Below are 17,371 nucleotides of genomic sequence, written 5' to 3'. Positions count from 1 at the left end.
GATTTTCGGAGGAACGAAGCGAGCGTGACGGTTCGGCGATCGGTGTCCCGACTTGCCCGCGGCAACCCGGGGCCATCCTGAAGTTTGCGGTGCTGTCCGCCCACCGCTCGCGGCGGCATGCGCGGGGCGATCGCCTGAAGGGGCGGATGCCCGATCCGACAAACGAAAAGAAGCGGCGGACCCGAAGGTCCGCCGCTTCCCTCTGTTCGTATCAGGCCGGTGCGTATCGGCCTGGGGCGCGATGGGCCGCCTTGGTGTCCTCCCGACACTCCCGCTGCGCTGTCCTCGTCAGAGGAAGAACAGTCAGAGATCGGGCGTTTGGCGAGGCTCTCTTAGCGGGCGCCGGGAAGGCGCTGGGCGTGGGCGTAGTGCTGCTGGAGCACCGGCAGGGCCTGCTGAGCGTAGTTGCGCAGAGCCGGGTTCGGGCCGGACTGGGCGTAGGACTGCGCCATGCTGATCGACATCTGGTGCGCCATCACCTGCTGTTGGCCGTAGAGGCGGTCGAAGCGGGCGCCGGGCGGGGTGGCGTTCAGCTCGGCCAGCATCTGCTGCTGCTGCGGGTTCGGCGGCACCACGGTGGTGCCCGCGGTGGTGTCGACGTCGAAGGCCTGCGCCCCGGCGGCCGCGCCGCGGCTCAGGCCGGTGCCGGCCCCTTCGAGCGCGCCGATCGGGCCGCCCTGCAGGGTACCGCCGACCACGCCGGTCGCGACGCCGGTGGCCGCACCGACCGCGCCGCCGGCGATGGCGAGCGGAGCCTCGACCAGGCCGCCGACGAGACCGCCGGGGCCGGCCTGACGGGCGGCCATGTAGTTGCGCTCGCCGCCGGCCAAGGCGACGTTCGCGGCCTGATGGTCACGCAGCGCCTCGCGGGCATAGGCCCGCACAGAAGGATTGCGGCTCTTCTGAAGGGCGATCTGGGCGGACTGGATCTCGAAGGCATTTGCCTGCATGGCATCCAGACGGAAATCGCCCCCGACCTGGGCGAAGGCGGGGGTCGCCATGGCGACGACCAGAGCGGACGCAGCAACGTATTTCTTCAGCATACCAAACCTCAAATATCGGATTTTCGACATACGAACTGGCCTCAGAAACCGGATCAACCGATCGAGGCCGTGAAGATCTCTTCGACGCGACAACGACGACCTTCCACACTGGTTCCCGAAATTTGAATAAGCTTTTTCGTCCTGATCCCATCCGGGGAAAACTGGTCCTCGTGCAGGGGCTACGGGCCCTGGCCGCGCTGATGGTGGTCGTTCACCACGCGCAGAACGAGGCTGCGGCCCTGGCTGGGCGGACGGGAACGGGCTTCGTCGCGCGTCACGGGCTGCCCTGGCCGGCGGGCGTCGATATCTTCTTCGTCATCTCCGGCTTCATCATCGTCCACGCGGCGGCACCGCTCTACGGACGCCCCGGAGCACGGAGCCGCTTTGCCGCGCACCGCATCGCTCGCCTCGTCCCGCTCTACTGGCTGGTGACCGGGCTCTACCTCGCCCTCGGTCTCGCAGCGCCGACTCTGCTCAGCGGCGAGGGTGGCGCGCCCGACGTCGCACGCACCCTCGCCTCGTTCCTGTTCTGGCCGATGGCCCGGCCCGACGGGGCGGTGCTGCCGCTCTACGGCCTGGGCTGGACCCTGAACTACGAGATGGCCTTCTACGCCCTCTTCGCCCTCGGCCTCGGCTTCTCGCGGCGCGGGGCCGTGGCGTGGCTCGCCGGCGCCCTGGTGCTCCTCGTTCTCGCCGGGCAGGCGGTGCCCGCGCCGCCGGTCCCTCTCGCCTTCTGGTCCGATCCGATCGTCCTCGAATTCGCACTCGGCGCCGGGCTCGCTCTCCTTAGGGCCGAGGGGATGCGCCTGGGTTTGCCGGTTCGGATCGCGCTCGCCGCGGCGGGTCTGTTCGGGCTCGCCGCCAGTGCAAGCCTGTTCTCCGAGCCGACGCTGCGCCTTCTCGCCTGGGGCCTGCCCGCCGCGCTCCTCGTGGCGGCGGCGGTCCTCGGCCGGGACCGACCCGACGCCGTGCGCGGCGGGATCGCCGCCTGGTTTCTTGGCGCGGCCGAACGGCTGGGCGACGCCTCCTATGCTCTCTACCTGATCCATCCATTCGTGCTGCGGGCGGTCCGCGAGGGGCTGCTGCGCACCGGCCTCGCGCCCCTGCTCGGACCCTGGCCGAGCCTCGTCGTGATGGTCGCGCTGACCCTGCCGGCCGCGCTCCTCGTCCACAGGCTGGTGGAGCGGCCCCTGACCCGCCTCGTCCGCCGCGGGCTCGACCCCGCACCCTCCGTCGAAGCCTCGAAAAGCGCCGCGACGCCCGAGAGATGAGGCAAGGATGACAGCGGGGATGACAGCGTGATGGGCGGTTTTCCCGAACCCCGTTTCGCACTAGCCTCCGGCCGTCACGTCCCTCTCGTTCCTCGCACGCTGCGGAGGCCGGCCATGAAGACCCTGCTCGTTCCGGTCACCCTCCACGACGCCCTGCCCTCTGTCTTCGCCACGGCGGTGCTGGTGGCGCGCCGCTTCGGCAGCCTGATCGAGGGCGTGGCCCTGCGCCCGGCGCTCGCCGAATACGTGCCGGTCGACATGGTCGGCGGCATGACGTGGCTGCGCGACGAGGAGGCCGACCAGGCCGAGGCGCAGGATGCGGGCCAGCGCTTCGTGGCGGCGATGGAGGCGGCCGGTCTGCCCCGGCGCGAGCCCGGCGCCTCCTGCGCGCCGGATGCGGCGGCCAATGCCGGTCCGCGCTACCGCTGGCAGCCCGACGTGCCGCCGGGCGACGCCTTCCTCGGCCAGTATGCGCGGCTGTTCTCGGCCACCGTCGTCGGGCGCCCCGGCACCGATGACGGGTCGCCGCGCATGACCACCTTCGAGACCGCCCTGTTCGAGAGCGGGCGCCCGATCCTGCTTGCGCCGCCGGTCGCGCCGGCCTGCCTCGGGGAGGCGGTCCTGATCGCCTGGAACGGCTCGACCGAGACGGCCAGAGCCGTCGCCTTCGCCATGCCCTTCCTGCGCCGCGCCCGGCGGGTGCTCGTGGTCAGCGCCGAGGGCGGCATGGTGCCGGGACCGAGCGCGGAGGACGTGGCCCGCTCGCTGGCCTGCGAAGGCATCGAGGCCGCCCACAAGGCGCTGCCGGCCGGCCGCCGCACCCCTGGCGAACTCTACCTCGACACCGCCGAATCGTTCGGCTGCGACCTTCTGATCAAGGGCGCCTACACCCAGAGCCGCCTGCGCCAGATGATCTTCGGCGGGCCGACCAGCCACATCCTGTCGCATGCGACCGTGCCGGTGCTGATGGCGCATTGAGCCGCGCGACCGGCAGCGCCAGAGTTCGGCAGGCGAATTTCACGTTTTCGGCGATGGCGTTCGCTCAGGCGTGCACCGGCGGATGACAATCCCGTAGCGCGGAAAGGCCGGTCGCGACGAAGGCTCGTGCCGCATTCAATCGTGCCCGTCAGGAGTTGCCAGAGGCCGGATCGGCCGCTAAAGTGCTGAAAAGCTTGAAGTTTTCAATCATTCTAATCTGCATCTGCCTCAAATCGGCCGGTTTCCGGTGGCTTTGAGCGGCGGGAATGATCGGAGACTTCGGGCTGCGCGGCTCACGCGGGCCGGGCTTCCCGACAGGCACGACAGGTTGCGATCCCGCATGATTGTCTGCTCTTGCAACGTCCTCTCCGACGGACAGGTGCGCGCGTGCCTGCAGCCGGGTCCGGGCTGTCCCCGCACCCCGGCCCAGGTCTATGGCTGTCTCGGCTGCAGTCCGAAATGCGGACGCTGCGCGCGCACCATCCGCTCGATCCTGCGCAACGCCATGGACGAAGCGCAGGCGCACACCGCCGCGCATGGCGGTGCACATGCCTGTTCGACGACCTGTGAAGCGTCTTGCAGTTTGGGATCATTCCAAACTACAAGGGAGCCCGAGGGCGTCGCAGCCTGAGACGATCATTCGTCCCGACGCCTCGCGAGGAGAGAGGTGAATGAAGGGCGACGCTAAGGTCATCGAGTATCTCAACCGCGGCTTGCGCAGCGAGTTGACGGCGGTCAGCCAGTACTGGCTGCACTTCCGCCTGCTGAACGATTGGGGTTACGTCGATCTCGCCAAGTTCTGGCGCAAAGAATCCATCGAAGAGATGAACCACGCGGATCGGTTCATCGACCGGATCCTGTTCCTCGACGGCTTCCCGAACCTGCAGGAACTCGATCCCCTGCGGATCGGCCAGAACGTTCAGGAGATCATCGAGTGCGACCTCGCCGCCGAAAACGAGGCGCGCTCGCTCTATCTCGAAGCCGCCAAATACTGCGACTCGATCAATGATCGCGTCTCCAAGCGGCTGTTCGAGGATCTGGCCGAGGACGAGGAAGGCCATATCGACTTCCTCGAGACGCAGCTCGACCTGATCGGCCAGATCGGCCTGCCGCTCTACGCCCAGCGCCATGTCGGCGGCCTGGAGCAGATCGCGCCCGAGAAGGAGTGATCGCTCTTTCCCCTCCCCCTCTCGTGGGGAGGGGAGAAAGTCTCCTCAAGCCGGCGGGCGGCCCACCAGGACCGGCTGCGCGTTCGCCCGCTCGGGAAACAGGGCCTTCAGATCCCGCAGCTTCGGTGCGTCGTTGACGGCGATGTAGCTGTTGGTCGGGTGCAGGCTCATGTAGTCCTGGTGATAGGCTTCCGCCGGGTAGAAGGCGCCGGACTCGATCTTGGTGGCGATGGGCTTCGAGAACACCTTCGTCCCGTCGAGCTGGGCGATGTAGGCCTTGGCGACCTTGGCCTGCTCCGCATCCGCGGGGAACAGCGCCGAGCGGTATTGCGGGCCGGTATCGGGGCCCTGCCGGTTCACCTCGGTCGGGTCGAGCGCCACCGAGAAGAAGATCTGCAGCAACTCGTCGTAGCGGACCAAAGCCGGATCGTAGGTGACCTGCACCGCTTCCGCATGGGCGGTACGGCCGGTGCCGACCTCGTCGTAGCGGGCGCTCGCCCGGGTGCCGCCGGCATAGCCCGAGACCGCGTTCTTCACGCCTTTCACGTGCTGGAACACGCCCTGCACGCCCCAGAAGCAGCCGCCCGCGAAGGTCGCCGTGCGCAGGCCCGAACCCTCCTTCGCGGTCATCGCCGCCTCGGGCAGGCGTTGCCCACCCTCCTCCGCCGCGGCGGGTGCCAGGGGAAGGGCTGCACCGGCGAGCAGGGCGAGGCCGAGCAGGTCGCCGACGAGGCTGGATGTGCGGGGACGGAAGCGTTCGCGGGTCATGATCCTGAATCCTTCCAATGCATCATCCCGAAAGGCGGGCTTCGGCTTTCGGGAAAAGGGTGATGCAAAAACAAGAGGATAGAACATCGTGTCAGGCGGGGCCGTCGGCGGCGGGCTCGAAGCGCAGGGACACGCCGTTCATGCAGTAGCGCAGGCCGGTGGGCTTCGGGCCGTCCTCGAAGACGTGGCCGAGATGGCCGCCGCAGCGGCGGCAATGCACCTCCGTGCGCCGCATGCCGTAGGCGCCGTCGACCTGCGTGCCGACCGCACCGGGGAGCGTTTCGAAGAAGCTCGGCCAGCCGGTGCCGCTCTCGAACTTGGTCTTCGACGAGAACAGCGGCAGGTCGCAACCGGCGCAGACGAAGCGGCCCGGACGCTTCTCACCGTTGAGCGGGCTCGTATAGGCCCGCTCGGTGCCGTGCTCGCGCAGCACCCGGTAGGCGGCGGGCGAGAGCCGCGCACGCCACTCGGCGTCGGATTTCTCGACCTCGAAGCCCGCCGCGGAGGCGGGACCGGTCATCACGGATGTCAGGCGGGAGGCCGCGAGGAGCCCCAGCAGCGAGGCTCCGGCACGCAAGGTCTGGCGGCGGTTCATGCGCGAGGACTCCGATGGACTGCGGTCCGCCAGCTCCGAAGGGAGACGGGCTGCCTCCGATGCCGGCGACGTGACGGGGATGATCAATCGCGCGCAATCGATAGCACGGAACCGGTAGGACCGCCGCGAAGACGAACCGCCGCAGGCCGCTCCGGCCTCGGCGTCACCGGCGCAACTCTCACGCGTCTCTTCAGCCCGGTTGTCCCGGATCCGCCCTCGCGCCGCGTTGACGCTCGGGGATGCGCACACTACCTGCTATGATCAGCCGGCCAAGACAGGCCCCCGAGACAGGCTCGCGGGTGCATCGTCTCACCCGCCCGCCCTCAAGACCGGCGGGACCGTCGGTGCCGGGCCGCTTGGGACCGGTTCCAGGGCCGGCACCCGGGACACGCGATGGATTCCACCTTCACCCAGAACGCCGAGCGCGGCGCTGAGATCGTCCAGCGGGACGATGCGCGCCGAGCGGTCTACGAGACCTCGCTGGCGTCCGACCCGCGCAGCCCGGTGATGCTGTTTTCCGCCGACGAACCACTCGCGATGGATTCCGGGGCCCGACTTGGCCCGTTCCAGATCGCCTACCAGACCGCCGGCATCCTCAACGCCGCGCGCTCCAACGCGGTGCTGATCTGCCACGCGCTCACCGGCGACCAGCATTTCGCGCAGCCCCACCCCGTAACGGGAAAGCCCGGCTGGTGGGAGACGTTGGTGGGGCCGGGCAAGCCGGTCGATACCAACCGCTACTTCGTCGTCTGCTCGAACGTCATCGGCTCGTGCATGGGCTCGACCGGACCCGCCTCGCTCAACCCCGAGACGGGCCGCCCCTACGGGCTCGACTTCCCCTTGGTGACGATCCGCGACATGGTCCGCGCCCAGGCGATGCTGCTCGACCGGCTCGGCATCCCCGACCTGTTCCTCTGTATCGGCGGCTCGATGGGCGGGATGCAGGTGCTGCAATGGGCCTCGCTCTTCCCCGAGCGGGTGTTTGCCGCCATGCCCATCGCCACCGGCGCGCGGCACTCGGCCCAGAACATCGCCTTCCACGAGGTCGGCAGGCAGGCGATCATGGCCGATCCGGCCTGGGAAGAGGGCCGCTATCTCGAGGCCGGCACGAGGCCGTCCAAGGGGCTGGGCGTCGCGCGGATGGGCGCGCACATCACCTACCTGTCCGAGCCGGCGCTGCACCGCAAGTTCGGCCGCCGCCTGCAGAACCGGGCGGCGCCGACTTTCTCCTTCAACGCCGATTTCCAGATCGAGAGCTATCTGCGCCACCAGGGGCTCAGCTTCGTCGAGCGGTTCGATGCCAACGCCTACCTCTATCTGACGCGGGCGATGGACTATTTCGACCTCGCCGAGGACCATGGCGGCGTGCTCGGCAACGCCTTCCGCGGCTCGAAGACCCGCTTCTGCGTGATGTCCTTCACCTCGGACTGGTTGTTCCCGACCGCCGATTCCCGCGCCATCGTCCACGCGCTGAATGCGGTCGCCGCTCCCGTCGCCTTCGTCGAAGTGGAGAGCGACAAGGGCCACGACGCCTTCCTGCTCGACGAGCCGACGATGTTCTCCGCCGCGAAGGGTTTTATCGACGCGGCCGCGCGCGCCAGAGGCCTTTGAGAGCTGGACTGTGAGACGATGAGCGAGAGCTTCACCGATGCCGCCTCCGGCGTTCCCTGGGAAGCTGCCGAGGCGCTGCCCCGTGGCGAGGGCACGGCGCGCGTCGATCATATCGTCGTGCTCGGCCTCGTGCCGCCGGGCGCACGCGTCCTCGACATCGGCTGCGGCGACGGCTCGCTGCTAGCGCTCCTGCGCGACCGCCGCGGCGTCGATGGCCGCGGCATCGAATTGTCGCGCGAGGGTGTGAACGCCTGCCTCGCCCGCGGCCTGCCGGTGATCCAGGGCGATGCCGACACGGATCTCGCCAACTACCCCGACGACGCATTCGACGTCGTGGTCCTGTCCCAGACGATTCAGGCGACCCGCAATCCGCGCATCGTGCTGGAGCACCTTTTGCGGATCGGGCGGCAGGTCATCATCTCGTTCCCGAATTTCGGCCATTGGCGGGTGCGGGCCGAACTCGCCTTCCGCGGGCGGATGCCGGTCACGGAGATCATGCCGGAGACGTGGTACGAGACCCCCAACATCCACCACTGCACGATCCGCGACTTCGTCGGCCTGTGCCGGGATGTCGGCGCCCGCATCGAGAAGGCGACCGCCCTCGACGTGCGGGGACGGCCGATGCGCTTCTCGATGCCGTGGTGGTTCTGGAACCTGATCGGCGCGCAGGGCGTGTTCCTGCTCCGGCGCGGGGCCGGGCGAGGGTGAGACGGGTAGTCGTCCTCGGGCCGCCCGGCAGCGGAAAATCGACCCTGGCCCGGCAACTCGGCGCCCGGCACAGCCTGCCGGCGTTCCATCTCGACCGCGCCTATTGGCGACCCGGCTGGATCGAGGCCGAGCCCGCCGCCTTCCGCGCCGAGGTCGAGCGGATCGCCGCCCTCCCCGCCTGGGTCATCGACGGCAACTATACCGACACGATCGCGCCCCGGTTCGCGCGCGCCGACACGGTGATCGACCTCGACATGCCGGCTTGGCGCTGCACGGCGCAGGTGCTGCGGCGGACGCTGTCGAGCTTGGGGCGCGTCCGGCCCGAAGGGCCCGAGGGCTGCCCGGAGCAGCTCACCCTGGAATTCCTGCGCGACACCGCACGCTGGAACCGCATCCGCCGGGTGCGCCACCTCGCCCTGATCCAGAGTTTCGCCGGACGCCGGATCGTCCTGCGTGGGCCATCCGCCGTCCACCGTTTCGCGGCCGGCTGATCTTCACAGCGTCCCGGACGTATCCGGTGCGGGCGTCGAACCGCCCATCGCCACGGCGATCGGGTGGCCGTGGCGGGCGAGGTCGTCCCGGCCCTCCGCCAGCAGCGCATCGGAGGCCGTCTCGATGCGGGTCTGCAGCTCCTTGAGGAAGGCGGGACGCGCCAATCCCGGCGGGATGACCGGCAGGAACTCGATCACCGTCGTGCCCGGCATCCGGCGAAAGCCGCGGCGGCGCCAATAGAGGCCGGTATTCAGCGCCACGGGCAGGCAGGGCACGTTCAGCGCCGCGTAGAGATGGGAAGCGCCCTGCTTGTACGCGGGCGGGGCGCCGGCCGGGCGGCGGGTGCCCTCGGGGAAGATAATGAGCTGGCGCCCGTCGCGGATGGCCTGCGCCGCCGCCCGGTTCATCGCCGCCATCGCCCGTGTGCCCTTCGAGCGATCGATCGGCACCATGCCGCCCCGGGCGAAGTACCAGCCGACCACCGGAATCCACATCAGCTCGCGCTTGAGCACGTAGCCGAAATCATCGAACGGGATCGTGAGCGCCAGCGTCTCCAGCGCGGATTGATGCTTGGCGGCGACCAGCAGCGGGCCCTTGGGGATGTTCTCCAGGCCGCGGAACTCCACCCGCGTCCCGCCGATCACGCGCAGCAGAAACACCACCGTGCGGCCCCAGAACTGCGCCACCCGGATCGTGGCCTTGCGCGAGGCAAGCGCCGGACTTCCCAGGATCGCGATCAGGGCCGTCGCGACGTAGAAGGAGAGGTTGAAGGCGAGCGAGCGGAAGAGGAGCATCGGCGGTCCGCGTGAGGATGGCGCTCCTTTACCGTGTGCGCCTGCGCTTGCCCACCGCCGGGCCGAGGAAACCCGTCGCGCGGCGCCGCGCCCGCCCCCACCGCTTTTCCGGCAGGCCGCCGACCCGATGAAAGGCATTCATCCCGGGAATTCAGCGCCTGGTGCCATGACCGGCGAGCAATGCAGGGTAGGCCGTAAAGATGCTCGGCATATAAGATGAAGCCATCTTGTTTCGTGCCATTCTAATTATAGAAAATCACTTTTGTTACTGAAATTCGGCGAGATTGACCGCCGACAATGCGTGCAAATCCGGAATAGCAAATGAAATTTTCCAAAGAATAGCCTGGCTGTATCAAGGTCGCGAGGGGGACGGATGGGCTTGTTCGCATGCGAGCGAGCCTTTCTCGGAGCGTGCTCGGAGCCGTAGCCATGATCCGTGCCCTGTCGATCCGTGCCCTGTCCTTGCCTGGACATGCCCCTTCCGTCGCGGTGCCGGATCGCATCGGGGCAGGCCGCAGTTCCGAGGTGTTCGCCGCAGGGCCGGACCGGGTGGTGAAGCTCTACCGGCAGCCCTTCGAGCCGGAGGCGGTTGCGAACGAGTGGGCCGCGAGCCGCCTCGCCCATGGTTTCGGCCTGCCGGCGCCGAAGGCGCTCGGCATCGTCCGACGGGCCGGGCGCACCGGCATCCTGTTCGCGCGCCTCGATGGTTCGCCGATGACCGTGCGTTATGCCTGCAATCCGCTCGGGCTGCTGCTGGCTTTGCGCCGCGTGGCACGGGTCCAGCACGCGATCCATGCCTGTCCCGCCCCCGGCCTACCCTCGCAGCATGCCCGTCTCCGGGGCCAGATCGAGGGCGCGCGGGTGCCGGAGCACCTGCGGCAGGCAGCCCTCGCTGCCCTCGACCGTCTGCCGCGGGGTGACCGCCTCTGTCACGGCGACGTGCATCCCGGCAACGTGATCGCGACCTCGGCCGGGCTCCGCCTGATCGACTGGCAGAAGGCCGCCGCGGGCGATCCGGCTGCGGACGTAGCCCGCTCCGAACTGGTGCTGCGCTACGGGCGGCTCGGCCCGGCCTGGTTCAATCGGCTTCACCCCGTGCGGATGGCACGTCGGCTGATCGCGGCGTGGTACGTGGAAGCCTACCGCACAGCGAGCGGCCTGCCACGGGAGGCCGTCGCCGCATGGCGCCTGCCGGTCGCGGTCTCACGCCTGTTCGGGCGCCCCTCCGACACCGACGCCGAATTGCTGGCGGCGATCGAGAGGTTGGCGCGCAAAAGCCCGGATTTCGAAAAGGCGAGCCTTTTCGCGGGTCCAGGGCAGAGCCCTGCTCGAGGGCAGTCCGGGCGTTATCGCTCAGGCCCCTCGGCCAGCGTCCCCCGCTGACGCGGGTCGGAGGCGCCGGCGAGCAGGCCCTCCTCGGCCATCACCGAATTGGCCGAGCCCGAAGTCGCGCCGACCTTCACGTTGTGGCCCTTGGCCCGCAACAGGGCCAGCGTATCGGGCGAGACGCCTTCCTCAGCCAGCAGCACGTCGGGCTGCCACTGGTGGTGGATGCGCGGCGCGGCGACGGCCTGGGCGAGGTTCATGCGGAAATCGAGCACGTTCACGATGACCTGAAGCGTGGTCGTGATGATGCGGCTGCCGCCGGGACTGCCGGTGACGAGAAACAGCTTGCCGTCCCGGAACACGAAGGTGGGCGTCATCGAGGAGAGCGGGCGCGCACCCGGCGCCACGGCGTTGGCCTCGCCGCCGACGAGGCCGTAGGCGTTGCGCGCCCCGGTCTTGGCGGAGAAGTCGTCCATCTCGTTGTTGAGCAGCACGCCCGTCCCTTCGGCGACCAGCCCGATCCCGTAGGAGAAGTTCAGCGTGTAGGTGTTGGAGACGGCGTTCCCCTCCGCGTCCACCACCGAGAAATGCGTGGTCTGATCGGACTCGTAGGGCAGCGGGTTGCCGGCGCGCACCTCGGCGGCGGACTTCGCCCGCTCCGGATCGATCTTTTCGCGCAGGGTGGCGGCGTAGGGCTTGGCGGTGAGCCCTGCGACCGGAACCTGCGTGCGCGACGGGTCGCCGAGCCAGGTGGCGCGGTCGGCATAGGCCGGCTTCATCGCCTCGGCGAGCGTGTGAAGCGCCCCCGCGCTGCCAGCGCCCATGCCGGCGAGATCGTAGCCCTCGAGGATGTTGAGGATCTCGATGAGATGCACCCCGCCGGAACTCGGCGGCGGCATCGAGACGATCTCGTAGCCGCGATAGGTGCCGCGCACGGGCGTGCGGATCTCCGGCCGGTAGGCGGCGAGGTCGGCGGTGGTCATGATCCCGCCTGCGCCCTGCACGGCCGCGGCGATCTTGTCGGCGATCGGCCCCTCGTAGAAGGCATCCGGTCCCCGCTCGGCGATCGCCTTCAGGGTGTCGGCGAGGTCGCGCTGGATGAGCGTCGCGCCGCGGGGGAGCACGTGGTCGCCCTGGAAGAAAACCGCCCGGCTCGACGGCCATTGCCCGAGCAGGCCGGACGCCCGCGGCAGGGAATCGGCCAACCCCGATTCGACCGGGATGCCGTCACGGGCGAGCTTTTCTGCAGGGGCGATGAGGTCGGCCAGCGTGAGCTTGCCCGAACCGTAGCGCCTGTGGGCCTCGGCGAGGCCGCGCACCGTGCCGGGCACGCCCACCGCCTTGCCGGTCCGGGTGGAGGCGGCGCGGTCGGGCTCCCCTTGCGGGTTCAGGAACATGTCGGCGGTGGACGCGGCCGGGGCGGTCTCGCGGTAATCGATCGCGATGGTTTCCCCAGCGGCTTCCTTCGGTACTTGCCGACCCGCTTCCTCGCGCACCTCCTTGGCCGCGGCGCGGTGCACCATCATGAAGCCGCCACCGCCGAGATTGCCCGCCCGCGGCAGGGTGACGGCGAGCGCAAAGCCGACCGCCACCGCCGCATCGACGGCGTTGCCGCCCTTCCTCAGGATCTCGACGCCGACGCGGGTGGCGAGTGCGTCCTGCGACGACACCATGCCGCGGCGGGCGAGAACCGGCAGGAGGCGGGCCTCGTCCGACTGGATCGGCGGCGGTTCGGGCGCGGGCGGCACCGCTTGGGCCTGGGCCTGGGCCTGGGCCGGAAACGGCACCGCCAAGGAGGCGATGAGGAGAAGCGCGCGGGCGGAGCGAACGGGTGAAGTCGGGCTCATGCCCCGAGCTTATCGCAAATGTGGGGCGCAGCCACGCTCCCCGCGAACGACCATTTGTCCCCTGGCGCGCCCCATCGGGTACGAGGCGCGCCTTGTTCGGGCATCGTTGCATCCGATGCCGGTCGCGGCGAAGCTCTATCGCCCGCTCAACGCCGGCCCGCCCGCAGTGCCGCCGGTGCCGGGCGGTCCGCTGGTGGGCGTGCCGCCGATCACGGCGCCGGGCGTGCCGCCGACGACGGCCGGCTTGTTCGGGGTGCCGACCGGGGCGCCGGCCGTGCTCGGGCCGGGCACCGGCTGCGAGCCCGTGGCCGAAGCCTTCGGGCTCGGCGGCGAGGGCCGTGCATCCGCGCCGGCCTGAGCCATGGCGGCTGCCGGGAGGCTCACGGTCAGAGCCAGCGCGATCGTCGTGAGCCGCATGAGATGTCCTGTCCGAGGCAAAGGGTGTCCCTCAACCCGGCGGACCCGGGAAAGTTCGCCTCGGCCGATCACGATCGCCCTCGGTTCGGGAACGTTCCTCGACGCGGTGGACCCCGGTTCGGCGATCAGAAAGCGCGCCGAAGCAAACATCGCCAGACGCCGACCGGATGTCGTCGGGTCGGATACGGCAGGGCGCGAAGGGCGCCCCGCGAAAGCCTGTCCAAGGGGCCGAAACGGTCGCTCGGACGTCGAGCGGAGCGAAAAGTCGAGGCCACGGCGGCCGTCGCGTTTGAGGCCCGAGGAAAGCAGGGTGATCGCGTCAGGCGATCACCCCGTCAGGTCAGTTGCTCAAGCATCGTCCTGGATACCGGAACCAGGACGAGGCTTGAGGCCCTTGCTTTCGCATCAACTTTTTCCCGAAAGCCGGCAACCACTTTTCGGGACGATGCTCTAGCGATTGCCGAGCCGGTATCGGGGGGCAGCCCATGCCGGGTCGCGCAGTTGCGGCTCCGTGCGCCGCATACGGCGGATCCGGTGCTCGGCTTCCGTCGGCTGGTGATAGCGCAGCGAGTCCTGATGCGCGTGGAAGTGATGATCCCAGTGACGGGTGCTGGGATGCCAATCCACGGGCTGGGCCGGGTGGCCGGCAATGACATCCGGCTGGGGCAGGGCGGGAGCGGCGGAGGCCGCCGTCGCGCCGATGGTGCCGAGCACGAGGCCGGCGGCGAGGATGGGGACGATCCGCATCTTCTGTGTCTCCTCCACGCACGATGATCGCGCGTTCCGATATGTCATAAAACGTTCACAAACCGATTTTTCGTCCCGTGCGATCGGACGAAGCCGTGACAAAGATCTTTGAAATGACCGGAATTTAGTGGGCGACGTGCCGTGCCGCACCGGCTCGGACATTCCGTCTCGCGCGCCCGGACAATTCGTGCGCTGCGTGTATCGGCGTGCAACGCGTGTCGGGATTCGACGCCGTGGGGGGGGCCGAGTGCCGTTCCGCCATCGTCCAGCGGCTGGGAGGCCGGCATCGGAGTGCCGGCGTCCGCCCCCCCGAATCGGCGGAGGCGCGGCGCCGACACCGGTCATGAATCGCAGGGGGGGCTGTGACGGCTGGTGCCGGGCTCGGACCTTCGCCAGCCGTACGCGCGGGTTTAGGCGGCGTCCTCGACGTCGTCGCCGTCAAGGATCGTCTCCAGATCGCCGGTGAGCGCATCGAGTTGATCGGCGCTCGCGCGGATCTTGAACTTGGTTCCGTCCTCGGCTTCCACCGCGATCTCGATGTGGTCCTCGACCTTGGCGGCGAGCGCCTGCTTGAGCGTGTAGGTGGTCACGTCCTTGGCCATGCGGCTTCCTGTCGGCGGTGTGTCGTTGGGAGGTGGGAAGCGCCGGGAGGCAGAGTCGTTCCTTCGATCGTCCCGTCATCGGCGCCGGCGGCCGGGGACCCGTTAAGTCGGCCTTGATGGCTTCGGGAGCATCTCGCCGCTATGAACGCGCCACGGATTCTCCTTGCCCTGTTCGTGATCGGCGGCAGCCTCGGCGCCGACGCTGCGGCGGCGCGCACGCGCGACCTCGGAGATCTCGAAGCGGCCTGGCATGACTGCGTCCGCGAGGCCTCTATCCGGCAACCGCCGGGTCAGAGCCGGGCCGGGGCGCAGCGCAACGTCCTCGACGAGTGCCGGGAACACGAGGACCAGTTGGTGGCCGCCACCATGCTCGAACACGCCCGCGAGGACGAGGCCGCGCGACGGACCGGCCTCCCCCTGACGGCCCGGGCAGGCGCCTGGGCCGCCTCCGTCGCGGCCTACGTCGTCGATCCCGTCACATCCTGGCTGCTGGGGTGGCGCTAGAGCATCATCCCGAAAGGTGGTTGCCGGCTTTCGGGATGATGCAAAAACAAGAGGATAGAGCATCGTCCGACGAAGGGGCAGCGGTTCGTCGATAGAATGCGCGTCGCAACAAGGACCGAGAGACGCCGGCCTGATGCCATCAGGTCGGAGCCGGCTCTCGGCGCTCCCGTCACCCCCATGCGATCCGTGATGTGATGTTTCAAGGCCCGTGTCCGCGAGCCCGAACGGTGACGGGACACGGGCCTTGCAGCATGGCCCCGGCCATCGTCGCCCGCTTTCGCGATGGACGACGCTTTCGGGACCTGCGCCGATCGGGCCGGACCGAGACCGGCCGCCGATCAGAAGCGGTAGCCGATGCCCGCGCCGACGATCAGCATGTCGAGCCTCACCGTTGTGGTGCCGGAACCGATCCGGGAGACCTGCGGCGGCAGGAAGATCTTCTTGATCTCCATGTTGGCGTACCAGTCGCCGCCGAGGTGATAATCGAAGCCGGCCTGAAGAAGCGGCCCCAGTTGCGGATCGGCCTTCATCTCGGTGATGAGAGGCTTGGCCGGCTCGTAGGCGATCGGGTGCGTGTAGCCCGCGCCCGCACCGATATAGGGGTTGAAGGTGCCGTGCGGCAGGAAGTGGAACTGGACCGCGCCGGTCATGGCAAGGCTCCAGGTCGAGCCGATCGTCAGGTCGCCGATCAGCGACCCGCGGATCGAGGTCCGGGTCGACGCCACGCCGACCTGACCGGCCAACGCGAAATGATCGGACAGGAAATACGTCACGTCGAGATCCGGCAGGGCGCGTGCCGGGGTGATGACGCGGCCGCCGATCGGCTCGACCCGGGAGAACTGACCGACCGGGATGGAGCCGACGACGCGTCCGCGGACGAGGAAGCTGCCCGCGGTCAACCCGCCTCCAGAGGCCGTCATCGTCGCTGGCTCGGCGGCTTGACAAGGGGTCGAGAGCCCGAACAGGCCGCCGCCGAGCGCGCCGAACACGGCCGCGAAAAGGCTCGATCGCGCCGGCATCGGCTTCGCTCCCGACGCTTCGCGCCGAACGGGTCCCCACCTGCGTGGCGCGCAGGCGAGACGATGGTCCCGCCCGGAGGACGGAAGGGACGAGGGAGGGCGGTCGAGCATGGGTTCTGTTTTCGGACCTTGAGGAAAATCGTTTCGGCGCGCCTCACGGCATGCCCGCCCACGGACTGTTTTCTCTGGGTCCGCAGCGGTCCGAGGGTCGGTCCCTGAGTGAGGCTCAGGCGAGTTCGGATCGCGGCTGGCCGACGACCTGGATGACCTCCATGGCCTCGCGAAGCCCGGAGGGCGGCTCCGTTCGGGCGGCGCGGGTGTCCGGCTGAGGCGGCGGCGGTTCGAGGCACACGCGATTGCGGCCGGCTCTCTTGGCGTCGTAGAGGGCCGCGTCCGCCCGTGACAAGGCGGCGTCGATCCGCTCCTCGCCGACGGCCACGAACGCAACCCCAATGCTGGCGGTCACGGGCACGGACGCTCCGTTCACGGTGAAGGGCTGCCCGGCGACGGACTTTCGCAGGCGCTCGGCGACGGCGGCGGCCACGGTGGCGTCGGCTTGGTCGAGCACGACCAGGAACTCCTCGCCGCCCCAGCGGGCGACGAGGTCGTCCTTGCGCATCGCGCCGCGCAATCGCTCGGCGAAGCCGACCAGGGCCGCGTCGCCGCCGTCATGGCCGTAGGTGTCGTTGATCGCCTTGAAGTGGTCGATGTCGGCCATCAGGATCGCGCATCGCAGCGGGGAAGGAGACAGGCCGGCCCGCCGGCTCATCGCCGTGAACAATCCGCGCCGGTTCGCCAGCCCGGTGAGCCAGTCGGTGTCGGCCAGGCGGATGAGCTTCAGGTGCGCGCGCTCGCTCACCATGGCGAGATAGCCGACTTGGATGAAGACGCCGCACCACAGATCGAACACCAGCGAGTAGACCCCGCTCTCGGGCGAAGCGAGGCGCTCGCTCGCGAAATGGACCACGCCGATCGTCAGGATGAAGACGCAGAAGTATCCGCAGAAACCCGCCAGGACGATGTACTGCGTCCACAGGCGCATCGAAGCGGGCGTTCTCAGGATTTCCCAGATGCACAAAGCCGTGCTCAGCGCGGTGCAGGCGAACACCGCAATCAGACTCCACGACATCGGTGCACCCGCCTGGAGCAGAATGCCGTAGGACAGGCCGCTGAAGAGGGCGAGCCCGACGGTCGGCAGGATGAGGGGCGTGCGCTCGTGGAAGAGGCGCAAGCCGACCCAGGACACGGCGAGGCTTGCCCCGTACAGGACGTAGATGGCGCTTCCCCTGACGGCATTCAGCGGCACGCTCGGCGGATCCCCGAGCATCAGGATCGAGGCCGTCAGCGAGCAGCAGAGCGCGCCGGCCCAGATCCCGAAATAGATCTCGCGCGGATGCCGCAGCAGGGTGACGAAAAACACCAGAACAAAAGCGAGGCGGCTGCTGATACTGGCGACCTGAAGGGTGTTGAAGTCGAGCAT

General features: G+C 69.1%; 19 protein-coding genes. 10 read left to right on the top strand and 9 right to left on the bottom strand.

Translation table 11 applies throughout. The annotated features are described in order from the left end of the window. Positions 1–332: 332 nt before the first annotated feature. Complete coding sequence (locus Y590_RS08090) at positions 333–1,043, bottom strand: DUF4142 domain-containing protein (protein WP_060769400.1); 711 nt, start codon at positions 1,041–1,043, stop codon at positions 333–335. A 170-nt stretch (positions 1,044–1,213) separates the two neighbouring features. Here Y590_RS08090 and Y590_RS08085 point away from each other — a divergent pair, with 170 nt between their 5' ends. The 4 genes from Y590_RS08085 (at position 1,214) to bfr (ending at position 4,461) form a co-directional block, all read left to right on the top strand. Next, the gene (locus Y590_RS08085) at positions 1,214–2,314 is read left to right on the top strand and encodes an acyltransferase family protein (RefSeq protein ID WP_060769399.1); all 1,101 of its coding nucleotides are present in this window, start codon (positions 1,214–1,216) and stop codon (positions 2,312–2,314) included. Positions 2,315–2,428: 114 nt separating this feature from the next. Next, positions 2,429–3,292 carry a universal stress protein gene (locus Y590_RS08080; protein WP_060769398.1) on the top strand — a complete coding sequence of 288 codons (864 nt, stop codon included), beginning with the start codon at positions 2,429–2,431 and terminating at the stop codon, positions 3,290–3,292. Positions 3,293–3,632: 340 nt separating this feature from the next. Next, positions 3,633–3,923, top strand: a complete 291-nt coding sequence (locus tag Y590_RS27265) for a (2Fe-2S)-binding protein (protein WP_083530813.1) — start codon at positions 3,633–3,635, stop codon at positions 3,921–3,923. Between the two features lie 40 nt (positions 3,924–3,963). After that, positions 3,964–4,461: a bacterioferritin gene (gene bfr / locus Y590_RS08075; protein WP_003604433.1), complete on the top strand. Its 498-nt coding sequence runs from the start codon at positions 3,964–3,966 to the stop codon at positions 4,459–4,461. A gap of 45 nt (positions 4,462–4,506) precedes the next feature. On the opposite strand, the gene msrA is transcribed toward bfr, so the two are convergent. Together msrA and msrB are read right to left on the bottom strand one after the other, a co-directional pair. After that, positions 4,507–5,229 carry a peptide-methionine (S)-S-oxide reductase MsrA gene (msrA, locus tag Y590_RS08070; protein ID WP_060769397.1) on the bottom strand — a complete coding sequence of 241 codons (723 nt, stop codon included), beginning with the start codon at positions 5,227–5,229 and terminating at the stop codon, positions 4,507–4,509. 91 nt (positions 5,230–5,320) lie between these two features. Then, positions 5,321–5,824, bottom strand: a complete 504-nt coding sequence (gene msrB / locus Y590_RS08065) for a peptide-methionine (R)-S-oxide reductase MsrB (RefSeq protein ID WP_060769396.1) — start codon at positions 5,822–5,824, stop codon at positions 5,321–5,323. Positions 5,825–6,217: 393 nt separating this feature from the next. Here msrB and metX point away from each other — a divergent pair, with 393 nt between their 5' ends. From metX to Y590_RS08050, 3 genes are read left to right on the top strand one after another with little or no spacing between them, the layout of a single operon-like run. Then, complete coding sequence (gene metX / locus Y590_RS08060) at positions 6,218–7,435, top strand: homoserine O-acetyltransferase MetX (RefSeq protein ID WP_060769395.1); 1,218 nt, start codon at positions 6,218–6,220, stop codon at positions 7,433–7,435. Positions 7,436–7,453: 18 nt separating this feature from the next. After that, positions 7,454–8,143, top strand: a complete 690-nt coding sequence (metW, locus tag Y590_RS08055; RefSeq protein WP_060769394.1) for a methionine biosynthesis protein MetW — start codon at positions 7,454–7,456, stop codon at positions 8,141–8,143. Continuing rightward, positions 8,140–8,634, top strand: coding sequence for a P-loop NTPase family protein (locus tag Y590_RS08050; protein WP_060769393.1), 495 nt, complete (start codon positions 8,140–8,142; stop codon positions 8,632–8,634). The genes metW and Y590_RS08050 overlap by 4 nt, the downstream gene beginning before the upstream one ends. Positions 8,635–8,637: 3 nt before the next feature. Here Y590_RS08050 and Y590_RS08045 read toward each other — a convergent pair whose 3' ends face one another. Then, positions 8,638–9,429, bottom strand: coding sequence for a lysophospholipid acyltransferase family protein (locus Y590_RS08045; protein ID WP_060769392.1), 792 nt, complete (start codon positions 9,427–9,429; stop codon positions 8,638–8,640). A 429-nt stretch (positions 9,430–9,858) separates the two neighbouring features. On the opposite strand from Y590_RS08045, the gene Y590_RS08040 reads away from it, so the two are divergent. Beyond that, a complete protein-coding gene (locus Y590_RS08040; RefSeq protein ID WP_060769391.1) occupies positions 9,859–10,812 on the top strand; it encodes a phosphotransferase family protein in 954 nt (317 codons plus the stop codon). Here the strand turns inward: Y590_RS08040 and ggt are convergent. Further along, positions 10,776–12,602, bottom strand: coding sequence for a gamma-glutamyltransferase (gene ggt, locus Y590_RS08035; protein ID WP_060769390.1), 1,827 nt, complete (start codon positions 12,600–12,602; stop codon positions 10,776–10,778). The two genes, Y590_RS08040 and ggt, sit on opposite strands and share 37 nt — an antisense overlap. Positions 12,603–12,717: 115 nt before the next feature. On the opposite strand from ggt, the gene Y590_RS26985 reads away from it, so the two are divergent. Next, the gene (locus tag Y590_RS26985) at positions 12,718–12,960 is read left to right on the top strand and encodes a hypothetical protein (RefSeq protein ID WP_060769389.1); all 243 of its coding nucleotides are present in this window, start codon (positions 12,718–12,720) and stop codon (positions 12,958–12,960) included. Positions 12,961–13,469: 509 nt separating this feature from the next. Here Y590_RS26985 and Y590_RS08025 read toward each other — a convergent pair. Together Y590_RS08025 and Y590_RS08020 are read right to left on the bottom strand one after the other, a co-directional pair. Next, positions 13,470–13,766 carry a hypothetical protein gene (locus tag Y590_RS08025; protein WP_060769388.1) on the bottom strand — a complete coding sequence of 99 codons (297 nt, stop codon included), beginning with the start codon at positions 13,764–13,766 and terminating at the stop codon, positions 13,470–13,472. Positions 13,767–14,176: 410 nt separating this feature from the next. Then, the gene (locus Y590_RS08020; RefSeq protein ID WP_060769387.1) at positions 14,177–14,368 is read right to left on the bottom strand and encodes a hypothetical protein; all 192 of its coding nucleotides are present in this window, start codon (positions 14,366–14,368) and stop codon (positions 14,177–14,179) included. 141 nt (positions 14,369–14,509) lie between these two features. On the opposite strand from Y590_RS08020, the gene Y590_RS08015 reads away from it, so the two are divergent. Continuing rightward, the gene (locus Y590_RS08015) at positions 14,510–14,872 is read left to right on the top strand and encodes a hypothetical protein (RefSeq protein WP_060769386.1); all 363 of its coding nucleotides are present in this window, start codon (positions 14,510–14,512) and stop codon (positions 14,870–14,872) included. Between the two features lie 338 nt (positions 14,873–15,210). Here Y590_RS08015 and Y590_RS08010 read toward each other — a convergent pair whose 3' ends face one another. Together Y590_RS08010 and Y590_RS08005 are read right to left on the bottom strand one after the other, a co-directional pair. Continuing rightward, a complete protein-coding gene (locus tag Y590_RS08010; RefSeq protein ID WP_060769385.1) occupies positions 15,211–15,891 on the bottom strand; it encodes an OmpW/AlkL family protein in 681 nt (226 codons plus the stop codon). A 226-nt stretch (positions 15,892–16,117) separates the two neighbouring features. Next, on the bottom strand, positions 16,118–17,371 hold the full coding sequence (locus Y590_RS08005; RefSeq protein ID WP_060769384.1) for a GGDEF domain-containing protein: 1,254 nt from the start codon (positions 17,369–17,371) through the stop codon (positions 16,118–16,120).

Source organism: Methylobacterium sp. AMS5, from assembly GCF_001542815.1.
Lineage (GTDB): Bacteria > Pseudomonadota > Alphaproteobacteria > Rhizobiales > Beijerinckiaceae > Methylobacterium.
This window is presented reverse-complemented; position numbering and strand designations above follow the sequence as displayed.